Below are 16463 nucleotides of genomic sequence, written 5' to 3' on the forward strand. Positions count from 1 at the left end.
CGCAGGGTCATTATTAGAAATTAATGATTTCCTTTTTCTTATTTGCTTAACACAAATATGGCACTTTCTGATTGTCCTTCACTCTGCAAATTCAACAGGTAAATGCTATTCACGTAACCCCCTGAAGTCATGTCCACCTTAATGACGGATTCAACCAATTCTTCTTTCTGATAATTCCAAACCTCCCTTCCTAATTGATCGTAAATGGCAATGCTTATGGATTTACCCACATAATTACTTACATCAACCTGTAAAATTCCGGCAGTCGGGTTCGGATAAATATTCAGTCCTTCTTTTGGTGACAAATTGGATTCAACCTGTCCAGGATCAATTGATTCGGCAAAATTAGGGTTGGTTGGTGCACCGGTGTTGATGAAACTGCAATTTAGGTTCCAGTTCCACACCACGTTGTGATCCGAAACCACTCTGTCGTTGCTGATGAAAATACCCGTCATATAAGTCGTAAGTGTAGCCCCTGAATCACTCACATCCAGCCCTTCCGGAGCATAAATACTCAAGGTCACATTCGAGCCCTGTCCCACCTGGGCAACATCTGCCACATAAATTACACTGGTATAACCGTCAGGATTAACCGTATTGGTCTGCCCTATGGTCATTTTCTTTCTGATCATCATTTCTGTTGGCTGATTGAAAATGATCGTGGCATTTTTTGACGTTACCAGGTTCTTAACGAATACTTCTGGACTGGTCATGATCAATGTAGCTCCTGTTCCAACCGTAATATAACCGTAATGGCTTCCACTAAGGGTCATCGTCATGTTCGCAGGAACATTAACGTTGTTCAGGTCATTAAATGGATTGCTTCGGAACTGGGGATACGGAAGATTCCAGTCTGCATTGATGAAGTTGTTCACAAAACTGCTGCCATCCACCGTCACACCAGCGGCATTCGCCTTCATGAAAGTCAGGATAGAGGAGTTCTGGGAAACTTCTGCTTCGTCAGCATCTTTAATGCCAACCCCGCCGCCGATGACATCGGATTCATACATCTCGAATTCCTGGCCGGAAATGATGGTATAAGCAGAAAGCAGGGTGGAAATATCCACATTCACGGTCGTCGAAACTTCAGTGGAACATCCCAGTGCATCCGTCACCACAACGCTATAAGTGCCGTTGGCCGGAGCAATAACCGTCGGGCTGTCGCCCAAACCGTCAGACCATGCAAAGGTCAGCGGATAGGTCAGCGCCTGTGGATTCAGCACATTGGCCGTCAGCACCTTGATGCCCTGGCACCAGGTCGGCAGGTTTGTCTGACTGATCGTCACTTGAGGGACCGGATTGATGGTGATGGTAAAACTACAAGATACCGATAAGCCGGCGGCATCGTAGAAGGTATAAACGACATTATAGGTACCCACTTCAAAGAAATCATCCGGGTCGTAATTATTCGTCGAAGCAACCACACCGCAGTTGTCATCCGCTGCAGGAGGTGTCCAGGAAACATTCTGGGCTCCGCAAAGGGTAATGTTGCCAGGACAAGGCGTGGTCAGCCATGGAGCCTGGGTATCATTAACAATAATATCAAAGGTACAAACATCCGTCAGGCCGGCTGCATCTGTGGCCGTACAGGTCACGGTAGTCGTTCCGACCGGGAAGAAATCCCCTGAAGATACCTCGGTAAGCGGGCCGCCACCTGGTGCTGGTGTTTCCACACAGAAAGGCGTCTTTTCAAAAGAAGAAAACGAACCTCCCTGGGCGAAGGTCTGTCCATTGCTGGACAGGGCGTAAGAACCACTGCCGTAGGTACAGCACATGCCGTCTCCTGCAGAGTCCTTGATCAAAAACAGATATTCCCCATCCGGAAGATTGATCGGAATGTTCAGCGTGGAACCATCCGGTTCAGATCCATAGGTGCCTCCTGAAGCGACCATAATTTCTTGCGGCAATTGCAGGATCATCCAGGACGTTTCCTGAGGATAATTATCAAAAGTCAGACTGAGATTGAGGTTGTTGGTAGCGCAGTTGCCTGAGCCGCCGCCATTGTCGCCACCGATGGTGCAGACAACGGTTACATCGCCACAATTATCCGTAGCACTGACGTTGAAGGGCACGTTGGCACCGCATTGGCCTGCAGCATTACTAACAGTTATCGGACTGGTCGGACAAGAAATTTCCGGTTTGGTTATATCCTCTACGATTACTGTTTGTACCTGTGTTTTTGAATTTCCGTTGCCATCATTGTAGGTCCAGGTAATATTATAGGTTCCCTGTGTATTATAGGTTGTCGGTGAATTCGTCGTGCCTACAATCATACCGGCGCAATTATCATTAGCCTTCGGTGGCGTTACAGAGGCACCACATTGGCCGGTGATCGTTGGCAGATTCGCTACATTCGGAACAGGCATGGTCGTATCGTCAACGATTACCGTCTGAACCTGTGTTTCTATATTTCCATTGCCATCATTATAAGACCAGGTAATATAAAACGTGCCCTGGGCATTATAGGTAGTCGGTGAATTCGTCGTGCCTACAATCATACCGGCGCAATTATCATTAGCCTTCGGTGCCGTTACAGAAGCACCACATTGACCCGTGATCGTAGGAAGATTCGCTACCGTCGGAACAGGTTTCATGGTATCGTCAACGATTACCGTCTGAACCTGGGTTTCTATATTTCCATTGCCATCATTATAAGACCAGGTAATATAAAACGTGCCCTGGGCATTATAGGTAGTCGGTGAATTCGTCGTGCCTACAATCATACCGGCGCAATTATCATTCGCCTTCGGTGGCGTTACAGAAGCACTACATTGGCCGGTGACAGTAGGGAGATTCGATACTGTTGGAACAGGTTTCATAGTATCGTCAACGATTACCGTTTGTACCTGTGTTTTTGAATTTCCGTTGCCATCATTGTAGGTCCAGGTAATATTATAGGTTCCCTGTGTATTATAGGTTGTCGGTGAATTCGTCGTGCCTACAATCGTACCCGCACAATTATCAGTCGCCGTCGGTGGCGTTACAGAAGCACTACATTGGCCGGTGACAGTAGGAAGATTGGTTACATTGGGAACAGGCTTTGAGTTGTCCACCACTGTCACTGTGGCCGTACATTGAGAAGTCGCCCCTTCATCATCTGTAACCGTAAGGGTTACTGTATTATTATTGCCAATGTTATTACAACCAAAGGTATTGTTATTTAAAACCATCGACGCCAATCCACAATCGTACGTACTATTATTGTCGATATCCGAAGTGGAAATAGTAGCTACCCCGTTGCTGTTCAAATACACGATTTTGTTTTTACAACTCGCCATGGGGCCGTTACAGGCTGCCCCAACCGTAACCTGGTAAGTAAAAGTATTACTGGCTGCTACCGGACAGTTGTCGTCCTGAACGGAAATGGTAAAAAAGTGCGTTTGATTCTGGTCTGATAGCTGGGGTGTCCAACAAAACTGGGTAGAGGGATTGGTTACGAATCCGGTAGGCAAGGAAGGAGAAAAGCTTCCTCCTGATATACCATTATTGGTCGACATTTTAACCTTGTCGCCGGCGTTAGGGTCGCTTCCGTTTATATTAAAACAAAGTTGCTGACCTGGAGTGGCATTATACAAATAAGGCCCGGAAGCCGTCGGGGCGCTATTAGCACCACAGTTTCCTATATTAAACTGAATATCCCTGACGACCTGACCTATTTGAACATTATTGCGGTATTCTTTAACGATTACACATAAAACACCTACCTGAATAAATGAAGGGGTAAAAGTAATGGCACCGGTATTCGGATTAATGGACACTCCTCCCGATGTGGCCAGGGGGCTCGTTCCACTGTAGCCCGCATTATAATTAACCGGATTCCCAGGTCCTTCATAACAATTACCGAGTGAAAAGACCAATTGGTCTCCATCTGGATCTGTTACACCATGATTATAATTCACCACTTGTCCTACGCAACCACTTGCTGAGGCCGGGTTCAAAAATACGGGTGAATTATTACAAATCGATGCATTGTTATAAATTAAAGCTTCGATGTAGAGAGATTGAGATCCTGGATTATTAAGGGTTGTAATAACACTGTTTCTGGCATTCACACTCACACTAATGGTATAAATACAGCTATTGCTCGGTAAATTTAAAGTTCCCCTGAAAACGTGTTTTTCCACACCAGGTATGGATCCTCCCTGGCATTCACTGGTTCCCGTACCGCATGTCTGAGTGATATCTTCTATCGATTCCCTGGTTAGGGTTATTGATGAGGATCCACATGATGACTGGTAGTTCAATGACACTGTACTTCCCATTGATATGCCACCACAATCTCTAAAAAAATTGTAGGTGATCCTGTAATCATTATTTCCTAAGCAGGTGTAGGTAAGTTCTGCCCCGAGAGCATGTGAGGCCCTGGCCTGAGGTAAAAAAGTCAAAAAAGTAAAAAAGAAAATCCCCAGGAGCATTACCCTGATTTTCTTTGTTGTTTTGTCAATTGAGTAAAAATTTGATTGTCCCATAATTAAATTTGATTTTCGGTAAAAATTGTTTTTATATTAAAATTGTTGTTCCAAAGTTAAATCCGGTATCCCCACTCTTATCTTCAAAAAAGGCACAACCGTGGCTTTTACATCAAGGTAAATTCCGGATATAGCAAAATATTGGACAGGCAATACCTGCCCCAAAGACATTCGAGTGTGTATTACGTGTAAATTGTCATGTAAAAAATCCACCCTGCGGAAAAATTCCGAAGGAAAATTATGGGGGAATTCTAAATAAAAAGGAGAAATTAGAAACAAGTCATTGAATTTCCAATCAGCTAGTGATCAGAAACCTGGCAATAATGTTACGTGTTTTTGAAAGGGAAAGCCTTTTAGTCAGGCATTTTACATTTTCAGCCCTCATTTTCATGGGAGTCTGAAAGAACATTCGATCAATTCTAAAAAATAATAAGATCAAAGTTAAGCCTTTATTTAACATCAAAAAACACTTAACAATATTTTTTTGATTTTTTTTAAGAATTCGTTTCTTTTTCCTTTGGGAATTTGAATCTCATTTCCTCAAAATGTACCTTTGCAGCGAGAAAAAATCAGGGAAATAGGCAGGTGAGCAACCTCAAAAATCTCTGGTGATCTATAAAACCTAACTACCTGTTCCACAAGCCGGCCAGGTGTAAATAAAACAATATATAATGGCAAACGCATTTTTTGAAGTACCTATCGCAGAGAACGAACCCGTATTGTCCTACGCTCCGGGTTCGCCGGAGAAGGCCGAATTAAAAGCCGCCATAGCTGAGGCTAAATCAAAACAACTCGATCTTCCCATGTTTATTGACGGCAAACCCGTCCAATCGGGTAAATTGGTTTCTATTCATCCCCCACACGAACTGAACCACACGCTGGGGCATTTCCACCGGGGAGAAGCTGAACACGTTGAAATGGCCATCGAGGCTGCCATGAGAGCCAAAGATGCCTGGGCGGCCATGCCGTGGGAAGAACGTGCCGCCATATTCCTCAAGGCTGCAGACCTGCTCGCCGGACCATACCGCGCGAAAATGAATGCGGCCACCATGTTATGCCAGTCCAAAAATGCCTTCCAGGCGGAGATCGACTGTGTGGCCGAGTTGTGTGATTTCTGGCGTTTCAATGTGCAATACATGACGGAAATTTACAGCGTCCAGCCGGAAAGTGCTGCGGGCATCTGGAACCGACTGGAATACCGGCCTTTGGAAGGGTTCGTTTTCGCACTGACGCCTTTCAATTTTACGTCCATCGCAGGAAACCTGCCCGGCGCTCCGGCCCTGATGGGAAATACCGTGGTGTGGAAACCTGCAGATACTGAAATTTACTCCGCCGCTGTCATTATGGAAATTTTTGAAGAGGCAGGTTTACCCGCGGGAGTCATCAACCTGGTTTTCGTCAGGGGTTCTGTTGCAGGGGACGTCATTTTTAACCACCGTGACTTTGCCGGGTTGCACTTTACCGGAAGTACCGGGGTTTTTCAGACCCTTTGGAAGACCATTGGCGACAATATTTCAAAATACAAATCTTATCCCCGTATCGTTGGGGAAACCGGCGGTAAAGACTTTGTTATAGCCCACCCTTCTTCCAATGCCAAACAAGTGGCCACAGCACTTGCCCGTGGAGCTTTTGAATTCCAGGGACAAAAATGTTCTGCGGCTTCACGTGCCTACATTCCTCAAAGTTTGTGGCCTGATGTCAAAAAATACCTGGTAGCGGATTTGGCGGATTTCAAAATGGGAAGCCCGGAAGATTTTACCAATTTCATCAATGCCGTGATCGACGAAAAGGCCTTTGACAGCATCACGGGCTATATCGCCAATGCTAAAAATTCAAAGGATGTAGAGGTGATTGCCGGCGGAAATTATGACAAATCCAAAGGCTATTTTATCGAACCTACGGTTCTCCTGGCTAAAGATCCTAAGTACACCACCATGTGCGAAGAGATTTTCGGCCCCGTGCTGACGATTTATGTATATGAAGATTCAAAATGGGAGGAAACCCTTCATTTGATGGATGAAACGTCTCCTTATGCATTGACCGGAGCCGTCTTTTCAAAGGATCGTGCCGCGGTAATTCAGGCGACAGATATTTTGAGAAACGCTGCCGGTAATTTCTATATCAATGATAAACCAACAGGGGCTGTTGTGGGCCAGCAACCTTTCGGTGGTGCCAGAGGTTCGGGAACAAATGATAAAGCAGGTTCTGTACTGAATTTATATCGTTGGGTTTCTCCACGTACCATTAAGGAAACTTTTGTTTCTCCGGTAGATTATCGTTATCCTTTTTTGGGAGCGAAGTAATTTATTGAAAATACATCAAAACAATCATTCAGCATTTTTAATATTTTATTGATTACCAATATATTGTATGGAAAATTTTAAAAATACAACCCTGTAAAAGTCATTCACTAAGAATTTTTTTCAAGGTTGTGTTTTTAAAATTTTCTGTTTTTTGTCAGAAAACACTTTTCTCAAAAGTATGACACTGACCCTGATTTAGAAGCGCCACCGCATCTTCGGCAGAGAATTCAAGGGCACTGCAGACCTTACCGGTGCAAAAAGGGCAGGCATGGGCATCTCCGTCGGTATCTATATAAAAAAACCTGTTCCCGCCACCAAAACACCCCATTCGGCGTTGATGGTACCCCAGGTAATTGACTATGGGGTAATCCTTGTAATCGGGATGATTGTTATATTCAGTATATAAATTTTCCAACAGATCGATTTGAGCTTCGGAAAGCGCGACTTGCTGCCCGGCATACCTTCCACTTGCCCTGGGTTCTAAAATCTGAACAAAAGCTACCCCCAGTTTTTTAGCAAGCTCCATGTATAAACGGAGGCTCTCCGGATTGACAAATTCTTTAGACGCACATAGAGAAAGGGTAATGGCAAGTCCGGCCTTCCTGGCGTTGAGGGCCGCCCCAATGGCCCATTCGAAGGCTTTTTCATGGCCTCTGAAACGATTATGCCCTTCCGCATTGTAATGATCGAGGCTGATCATGACACCGGTCAACCCGGCAGCTTTTAAAGAAACGGCATTCTGCTCGGAAAGCCCCATCCCCGAGGTAATGATCCAGAAATCGGTACCTGTCCGGGCCTTTTTAAGAATCTTAAAGATACTGTCCAGGCGAAGCATAGGCTCTCCCCCGCTAAGCATGATCTGGGTAGTGCCATATGCCTGGTATTTCAGCACCAATTCGATCAGGTCTTCATCGCTGAGTTTTTCCGGCTGGTTGAGATTGTCCCATTCAAAACAGTGCTCGCAATGCAAGGTGCATTTTTTTGTAATCGCAATAAACAAGGTTCTCAAGCCATTGTAAGGTTGATCAAAAAGCAAACTTTCCGCTTCCCGACGCTGCATGGACCGGGACGCTTCAGAAGGAAAAGAGGAGGAACCCAGCTTCCAGAAGTATTTCCCATCCACCCTGGCAAGTTTTACGAGCATTTTTTCTCCCTGGATGGATTTGAATTTCTTTCTTAATCCTTTAACGGCTTTAAAGGTCGCAAAAGGATTCCCGACCCTGGCATTAAAAATCCTCAATAATTGGGCTAATACCCGGAATCGGATCCACCTTATTTCCAACCCGTTGCTCACTATAGTCGAAGGCTGTTGTTCTATAATGAGTAGCTCTTTCTCGCTTTTTCCCTGTTTTTCCTTAATTTTCACCATAATGGAATCTAGTTATTATTTGCCGGATTATCCGAAGCCAGTGAAGGTTCTTCCTTTTGGAGGAATTTGAGGTATTCTTCCCTGGAAAATTGCATGAAATAACCTGCTTTTTTGAATTTGTTGAGTTCCGTGATTTGAGGAAACCCTTCGTAATCACGTATCAATTCATAATATCCTCTTGAATGAAGAAAAACCGTCTGGCTCATTCCTTCCGGTATGGGCACCTCGAGAAACCTGACTTCTGCAACTTCGCCTACCGAGGTTTGTTCCAGGTAAATCCTATCATTTTCTGCAAGCAAATCAGTAACTATTTCCCCGTCATTATTAACGGCCATAAGAGGTTTGATCTCTGTCATGTTGAGAGCCTCATTTTCTGTGAAGTCCATGGCCACATGATCCAGTTCCCAATACATGAATCCGGTAGATAACTTTAATTCAATTTCTTTTCCTGTTACCGCTGAGAGATCAACGGGCACCACAAATTCGCGGTCCGCCAAAGGGCCAACGGTATGCAGGTAATCCACCAATTTCCACCCGGCGTCTGTCTTGAGATAAACAGATAAAGGGAAACCATTTTCCACAACCTTTTGAAGGCGTTCTTCATGGCTATCTTTTTTATGTTTATCCACCCATGGATTATACCTGCTGCCAAATTTTTCATTAAAGCATCCGTATAAATAATCGAGCCAGAGGGAGTTTTTTGCGGTAAATACCAGTTTTCCGGTTTGGACATTTCCAGGCCTCTCAAACTTCATCACCACTGCATTTTCATCAAAATCTGTTTCATTAAAAAGAAAAACATCACGATCCCTCGAAGACAAGGTATTTTTTACATCTGTGCCTGAAAGTGAGTAGACATTTTCAGGAGGTTGCTCAGCGGTGATCAAATAGGGTTGACCGTATTTGTCCAGGAGTACTTTTTCAGATTTTTGATGGTTGATCACCATTAAACTAGCCACGTCTGTGTATTGTTTTTCTTTCAACTCATTGGTTATTCGAAGGCGGTAGGTGCCATCCACTGCACGGATGGAAGGCAAAGGCATATAATCATCCCGTTCCAGGTTTTGCAGAATCGCACCGCCAAAGGTCTCTCCTTCAAAAACAAAACTTTCTCCATCATTTACATAAACGTAGGGGCATGAACTTTTGGTGAGCAGAATAATGATAATGAGCAAAACATAAGTACCTGCCAAAATGCCCAGGGTTCCCAAAACGTATGAAGCTACCGTTTTTCCTGTATTTTGCTCAATGATCCTGATCTCTTTAATGTCTTCGACAGGAATTTGCGTTTGACCGGGAAGCAAAATGGTATAATTTCGTAAATAGATATGCACCTCGTGTACGATGTCCTTTTCAAATTTTTTATATCGCGATGAACGAAATTCATCATAATAAACGGGTTTATCAATATTTTGAATGGTCCCGCTGAGCGCAATAGAATCCAGTTCAATATCCGTAATAAAAACCTCATTATTGTCTGAATGCACAATAAACTTCTTGTACACCTTCCCTATTTCAAAGATGGTAGGAATATCTGTAGGAGCGTTCGCGTATCCTACCGAAAAATAACGACAGGAAGTAGTTTGGAACAACAATAGTGCAGACAGGAAGTAAACAAGAAACCTTTTGGCTTGGTTTGAAAACAGGTTTTTCATCGTAGCAAATTTAGATAAGGAAAAATTATTTCTCTCAAAGCAAAAGCCGATCTATTCCAGGTTCAAAAGGGTTATATATCTATTCTAAAATAAATACCTGGTCAAAATACAATTTATTTATGGTAAAAAAACATTTGAAAAGTGGTAGTTTTTTGATGGCATTCCACACGAAAAAAAACAGGAGATGCTGTCTATAAAAAAAAGTCCCGAATATTGACCGGGGTCAAAATTCGGGACGATCCTTTTTTAAATATATTTAAAAAGCTTGTTTTTAAAGCAAACTTTCCACATCATGCATAGGTAACCCAAAAGCATCGGCTACTCCCTGATAAACCACTTTCCCATTGACTACGTTGAGTCCTTTTTTAAGCGATTCATCCTCCTGGCAGGCTTTTTGCCATCCTTTATCAGCCAGTTTCAGGGCATAAGGTAAGGTAGCATTGGTCAGGGCAATGGTTGAAGTATAAGGCACCGCACCCGGCATATTGGCCACACAATAGTGAACCACATCATCAATGATAAAAGTAGGATCTTCGTGTGTGGTCGGTACACAGGTTTCGATACAGCCCCCCTGGTCAACCGCCACATCCACCAATACAGTACCTGGTTGCATCAACTTGAGCATATCGCGGGTGATGAGGTTGGGCGCTTTGGCACCAGGAATCAATACGGCCCCGACGATAAGATCCATGGAAGGTAACAATTCCCTGATGTTCAATTCATTTGAAAAACGGGTAATAACATTTGCCGGCATCACATCACAAAGATAACGGAGTCTGGATAAGTTGACATCCATAATAGTAACCATAGCTCCAAGGCCAGCAGCCATTTTTGCAGCCTGTGTTCCTACAACCCCACCTCCGAGGATTAAAACCTGTCCGGGTTTTACTCCGGGTACACCACCGAGCAATACCCCTTTTCCTTTGATGGGTTTTTCGAGGTATTTTGCGCCTTCCTGGATAGCCATTCTACCGGCCACCTCACTCATCGGCACCAAAAGCGGAAGACTGCGATCCGGGGCTTCTACCGTTTCGTAAGCCAGGCAAACGGCATCACTTGCTATCATTGCGTGTGTCAATGGCTCATAACTGGCAAAGTGAAAATAAGTAAAAACCAATTGATCTTTTTTGATCAGTTTGTATTCACTTTCAATAGGCTCTTTCACTTTCATGATCATTTCAGCAATACCATAAACTTCCTCAATGGTGGGAAGTACTTTGGCTCCGGCATCCACATACATCTTGTCTGTAAATCCACTGCCTAAGCCACAAGAGTGCTGGACATAAACGGTATGGTTTCTTTTGACCAATTCCAGTGCACCACCCGGCGTTAGTGCTACTCGGTTTTCGTTGTTTTTAATTTCTTTTGGAACTCCGATAATCATATTTGACAGGTTTTATTTTGATTAATATTTTGGCAAAAGTAGAGAATATTAAAGCAATTTCCAATGTTTTGAACAGACATCTCCGCCTGTTTATTCATCCCAGAAAACGGGTTTTTCCTCCCGGCCGATCAACTCCTTATCTCTGGCCATTTCAAACAAATGACGTACTGCTTTTTTACCATTCTCCCCGAGGTTTTTGGTATACTCGTTCACATACAAACCTATATGTGCGTACATGACCGATTCGTCCATTTCCTGAGCATGTTCCCGGATAAATGGCAAGGCTTCCTTTGGATTTTCAAAAGCAAAAGTTACACTTTTTGCAAGGATCCGATTGATCTTTTCCTTTAGGGAGAAGGGCAGATTTTGATTGACGACTATGCCCCCCAAAGGGATGGGCAGCCCTGTTTTTTGTTCCCAAAACTCCCCAAGATCCTGTATTTTGACCAATCCTTTTTCTGCATAGGTGAAGCGATTTTCATGAATGATCAACCCTGCATCAAAATCGCCTTCCAACACCGCTTTTTCTATGTCGGAAAAAAGTATTTCTTCTTTATTCTGTGCCTCCGGGTAGGCAAGTCCGAGCAGAAAATTGGCCGTAGTAAACTTTCCGGGAATCGCAATCCTGGCATTTTTGACCTGGTTTTCATCCATTTGCTCACGGGCAATGAGTAAAGGGCCGCAATTATTGCCCAGCGCGCTTCCGGCATCCAACAGGGAATAACGGCCCAACAAATGGGCAAAGGCATGGTAACTCAACTTGGTAATATCGATCTTACCTTCAAAGGCCAAACGGTTCAACTCTTCCACATCGGCCATAATAACCTCAAAATCAATACCTTCTGTATCAATTTTTCCATGAATCATGGCATCAAAAATAAAAGTGTCATTTGGACAGGGTGAGAACCCAAGCGATAATTTCATTGACCATGTGATTTTTGTTTCAATTTCAGACTGTTGACGTGATTGGCAAAAAGCATTTTGAAAAATAAATCCAACTGCAAATCTTTAATCCCTGCGCTTTACTTACCTTTGTTGTTTCCTTTGCCAATACGGTAAATTGCCCTGGCGATTAAAAAACCGTTGCAAAGTTAACCATTTAGAAGCGTAATTTTACAGCAAATGCCCTTTTGCTTTGCCAATAAATTCCTTCATTAGACCAAGTAACAATGGAACCAACAGTCATATACGAAGACAATCACATTATCGGAGTAAACAAACCTCCGGGATGGCTCGTTCAGGCCGACAAAACGGGGGACTCCACCCTGGCCGACTGGACAAAATCCTACATCAAACTCCGGTATAAAAAACCGGGAGATGTTTTCCTGGGAGTCATCCACCGTATCGACCGCCCCGTAAGTGGCGTGGTCGTGTTTGCCAGAACCACCAAGGCGCTGACGCGGATGAATGAACTCATCCGGGACAGGGATATGAATAAACATTACTGGGCAATTATTGGCTCCCGACCCAATCCTTTTTCTGCCGACCTGACCCACTACCTGATCAAGGACAGGGAAAAGAACATTACCAAAGCCTATGACCAATTGAGCCGCAGGGCAGAAGGAGCCAAAAAATCAGAGATGTCCTACAATATGATCGGTGAATTGGGAGATCATTATCTCCTCGAGATCGACCTGAAAACCGGGCGCTCCCATCAAATCCGGGCACAACTGGCCAAGGTGGGTTACCCCATCCGCGGAGACGTCAAATACGGTTATAAAAGTCCTAATGAGGATGCTTCCATCCACCTGCATTGCCGTTCCATGTCTTTCATCCATCCGGTAAAAAAAGAACCGGTTGTCATTACGGCAGATCCGCCGGACGAACAAATATGGAGATTATTTGAAGACATGTGGTTGTAATCAAAAATGAATCAAATGGGTTGGAGAAACTCCGTATCTATACGCCTTTGCCTTAAGTCATTTTTTTTAATCCTACCTTTTATGGCCGGGGGGCAGCAGATATTTTTTCCTGTCAAGGCGCCCAAACACTACATTTGTTACCAGGTCAGTACCCCCATAAGGATAGATGGAAAACTGGAGGAAGCGGACTGGAGGAACTCCGAATGGACGGATTATTTCATGGACATTACAGGACCCGCCGGAGCCACCCCTTATTATGATACCCAGGTCAAAATGTTATGGGATAGCCAATATTTTTACATTGGAGCTGTTTTACAGGAAGAGCATATTTGGGCGAAACTGACGAAAAGGGACGAGATCATATATTACGATAATGATTTCGAAATATTCATCGATCCCGACGGCGACAATCACCACTACATGGAACTGGAAATCAATGCCCTCAATACGGTTTGGGATTTATTCCTGGAAAGGCCTTACAGGGATACCACCCACGCCAATTCCAACTTTGACCTGCCCAATTTATTGACTGCCGTAGAGATAGAAGGCACCCTCAACAACCCCAGGGATACGGATGAACGGTGGAGCGTGGAAATCGCCATCCCATGGTCCGATATTACAGCCTTTTTACCTGAAATCCACCGCCCTCTCAATCAGCAACAATGGCGCATCAATTTTTCCAGGGTTCAATGGGAAACCACGGTAAAAAAAGGGCAATACAAAAAGAAAAAAGGTAAAAACGGGAAACCTCTGCCGGAGCACAACTGGGTATGGTCCCCGCAATGGGCCATCAATATGCACCAACCTGAATTTTGGGGTTATGTACAGTTCAGTACCGAAATTGCAGGAACCAAAGAAGTCCCTTTTTTTGAAGATGTGGATTTCGACCTGAAAATGGCGCTCCTGGAAATTTACCGGGAACAAAAATCTTTTTTCAACACCCACGGCCATTTCGCTGAAAAACTGGATGACCTGACACTCGATCCCTATAATAGGGAACATTTTGGCCAGCTCATTACCCTGGAAACACAACCTTCCGGTTTTACCGCGCAGGCCAATGGCCTTAAAGCCATCTGGAAGATCAATGAAAAGAGTCACCTTACTTTTCAGGATTACCTGCATTAACCCTGACCGTAAATTTTATAAAATGATCCGACATTTCCTTCCATTCCGGTTTTTATCGATTGCCATAATTTTGGCATCCCTGACTGCTTTTTCCTGCCAAACACCAAAACCAGCTAAGGAACAACTCCCTCAATATTGGTGCTGGATGAATTATAGCCCCCAAACCAACTGGGACGAAGTTTTTCAAAAATTAAAAGACACGGGAATCCGGGGTGTTTTATTACATGCTGCCGCTGAAGATTACCCGGAAGTCATTGCCGTTGCCAAAAAGTACGACATCGATATCCATGCCTGGCAATGGATTATGAACAGGCCTTACAATGACACGGTGGAACAGCACCCGGAATGGTTGAGTGTCAACAGGCTCGGGCAATCCCTGGCCACAGATACGGCCTATGTGCCTTATTACAAATTCCTCTGCCCTGCCCTGCCGGAAGTACGGAATTTCCTGGTAGAAGATCTGGAAAAGATCGTAAAAATTGAAGGATTAAAAGGACTGAGCCTGGATTACAATCGATATGTAGATGTTATTTTACCTGAAAATATCCAGCCAAAGTACAACATCGTTCAGGATAAGGAATACCCGGAATGGGACTATGGATACCATCCGGCCATGATCGAAAAATTTATGGCACTGCATGGATACGATCCCCGGGAGTTGGAAGATCCTTCCACCGATCAAACCTGGAAGCAGTTTCGCTACGATCAGATTACGGAGATCGCCAATTTGCTGGCAGAAATGACCCACCGGCACGGCAAAATTATCAGCGCCTCGCCTTTTCCAACTCCGACTATTGCAAGGAAAATGGTTCGCCAGGATTGGGATAAGTGGAATCTGGACATTGTCTTCCCCATGGTTTATTCCGGTTTTTATGCCGACGGTGGAGCAAAGTGGATCGCAGATTGTATGAAAGAGGATGTAGCGGCGGTAGGTTCCAAAGGCACAAAGGTGTATTGTGGCCTGTTTACCCCTCATCATAAAAACGACACCCTGGATCTTAAACGGGCGATGGAAATCGCAGAGGATAACGGGGCTTCGGGCATTGCGATTTTTAGTTATCCGGGCATGGATAGCTTGCAGTGGGTGCAGATGAAGGCGTTTATTGGGCGGTGAGTTTCAACTTTCCATTTGAACCTGCCTCCTGATGTTGTCTACTGTATATATATAAATGTTTGCAGGAATGAAGATAGTATTCAACCTCAGGAAAAAATAAGTTGTGTATATACAGTACCTGATGTTGTCAGGCAGGCTTTGACTCTGGAACAGCCTCACTACCTGAAACACCCTATAACGATTGCTAAAATATCTTAATCATCCAAAATCCACAGAATCTCCTCTGCTTAAAACAATTCTATCTGGGTCGCCTCTCCCACTGCCCTGCGGGTAATGGTATTTTCATTCGACGGTTTCGGAGCAAAAACTCTTTTGATAAGCCTTAATTTATGAGTGTAACGTTTGAGCTTGGGGTTAAAAATCCCGAAATGGTCGATAGGGTCGATGCGCACTTTGCCAAAGGCATGGATGATCTGTTTATCTTCCAGCATAATACCGACGTGGCTGATACGTCCACGGCTGTTTTCGAAAAAGGCGAGATCGCCCGCAAGGGCATGTTCGATAAACCCAACATTTTCGCCTGCATAAATTTGTTCGTCGGCTTCGCGCGGCAATTGCAATCCGCTCATCCGGCAAATCACCTGGGTAAACCCTGAAGCATCAATGCCTGAGGCGGAACGTCCGCCCCAAAGAAAAGGAACATTGAGATACATTTTGGCCAGTTTGACCAAAATGGCAGGGTCACGCTGGGCATCCTGTGGATAAACAGCACGACCGCTGAAAGTATAATTCATGGATCCGACAGAAAACTGCATTCCGTCAAAATTAGGCAAACGGGAACCAATCATGAGGGGCAGAAAATGATTCTCGGCATGAGCGGGATGGAAAAAATCAAAAACAAAAGCAAAATGATCCCGGTAAGTTTCATACTCGGAAGGGGTAACCATCTCTATCTGATTGCTCGCCACCCAGCCGACGAAGTTGTCATCACAACCCCTGGTCTTCACCCATTGGCGTCCTTTTATTTCAAGGACTTCAACCAACTCCCCAAATAAAAGCTGGGAAATCATCTCACTTCTATGAGAAGAAGTATTGCGGACAGGCGCCGTACTTACAGAACAAATTGCGTAAGTCATCAAACTGCTGTTTGTTAAGAATAAGTCAAAAATAGTAATTTTTTTGATTTTTAGGCTATTTGCACAATTCGTTCTGTTTTATCGAAAACATATGCAATTCCCAAAA

The 16463-nt window shown here is 44.2% G+C and carries 10 protein-coding genes; 4 read left to right on the forward strand and 6 right to left on the reverse strand.

From position 1 onward, the window contains the following. Window positions 1–38: 38 nt before the first annotated feature. Window positions 39–4469, reverse strand: coding sequence for an HYR domain-containing protein (locus tag H6571_06715; protein MCB9323417.1), 4431 nt, complete (start codon window positions 4467–4469; stop codon window positions 39–41). 671 nt (window positions 4470–5140) lie between these two features. Here H6571_06715 and pruA point away from each other — a divergent pair. After that, entirely contained in the window at window positions 5141–6772 is a 1632-nt protein-coding gene (pruA, locus tag H6571_06720; protein MCB9323418.1) for an L-glutamate gamma-semialdehyde dehydrogenase, read from the forward strand. A gap of 154 nt (window positions 6773–6926) precedes the next feature. On the opposite strand, the gene H6571_06725 is transcribed toward pruA, so the two are convergent. The 4 genes from H6571_06725 to H6571_06740 all read right to left on the reverse strand — a co-directional run bounded on the left by H6571_06725 (window position 6927) and on the right by H6571_06740 (window position 12104). Continuing rightward, window positions 6927–8141 (reverse strand): radical SAM protein, encoded by a 1215-nt coding sequence (locus H6571_06725; GenBank protein MCB9323419.1) that lies wholly within the window; start codon window positions 8139–8141, stop codon window positions 6927–6929. Window positions 8142–8149: 8 nt separating this feature from the next. Then, entirely contained in the window at window positions 8150–9796 is a 1647-nt protein-coding gene (locus H6571_06730; protein MCB9323420.1) for a hypothetical protein, read from the reverse strand. A 271-nt stretch (window positions 9797–10067) separates the two neighbouring features. Further along, complete coding sequence (gene ald / locus H6571_06735) at window positions 10068–11180, reverse strand: alanine dehydrogenase (GenBank protein MCB9323421.1); 1113 nt, start codon at window positions 11178–11180, stop codon at window positions 10068–10070. A 90-nt stretch (window positions 11181–11270) separates the two neighbouring features. Next, the gene (locus tag H6571_06740; protein ID MCB9323422.1) at window positions 11271–12104 is read right to left on the reverse strand and encodes a 1,4-dihydroxy-6-naphthoate synthase; all 834 of its coding nucleotides are present in this window, start codon (window positions 12102–12104) and stop codon (window positions 11271–11273) included. 245 nt (window positions 12105–12349) lie between these two features. Here H6571_06740 and H6571_06745 point away from each other — a divergent pair, with 245 nt between their 5' ends. From H6571_06745 to H6571_06755, 3 genes are read left to right on the forward strand one after another with little or no spacing between them, the layout of a single operon-like run. Then, complete coding sequence (locus H6571_06745; protein MCB9323423.1) at window positions 12350–13042, forward strand: RluA family pseudouridine synthase; 693 nt, start codon at window positions 12350–12352, stop codon at window positions 13040–13042. Window positions 13043–13057: 15 nt separating this feature from the next. After that, on the forward strand, window positions 13058–14167 hold the full coding sequence (locus tag H6571_06750) for a carbohydrate-binding family 9-like protein (protein MCB9323424.1): 1110 nt from the start codon (window positions 13058–13060) through the stop codon (window positions 14165–14167). A 22-nt stretch (window positions 14168–14189) separates the two neighbouring features. Next, complete coding sequence (locus H6571_06755) at window positions 14190–15281, forward strand: family 10 glycosylhydrolase (protein ID MCB9323425.1); 1092 nt, start codon at window positions 14190–14192, stop codon at window positions 15279–15281. A 227-nt stretch (window positions 15282–15508) separates the two neighbouring features. Here H6571_06755 and H6571_06760 read toward each other — a convergent pair whose 3' ends face one another. Continuing rightward, the gene (locus H6571_06760) at window positions 15509–16357 is read right to left on the reverse strand and encodes a C40 family peptidase (protein ID MCB9323426.1); all 849 of its coding nucleotides are present in this window, start codon (window positions 16355–16357) and stop codon (window positions 15509–15511) included. Window positions 16358–16463: the final 106 nt, after the last annotated feature.

The organism is Lewinellaceae bacterium (assembly GCA_020636105.1).
In the GTDB taxonomy this organism is placed as follows: Bacteria; Bacteroidota; Bacteroidia; order Chitinophagales; family Saprospiraceae; genus BCD1.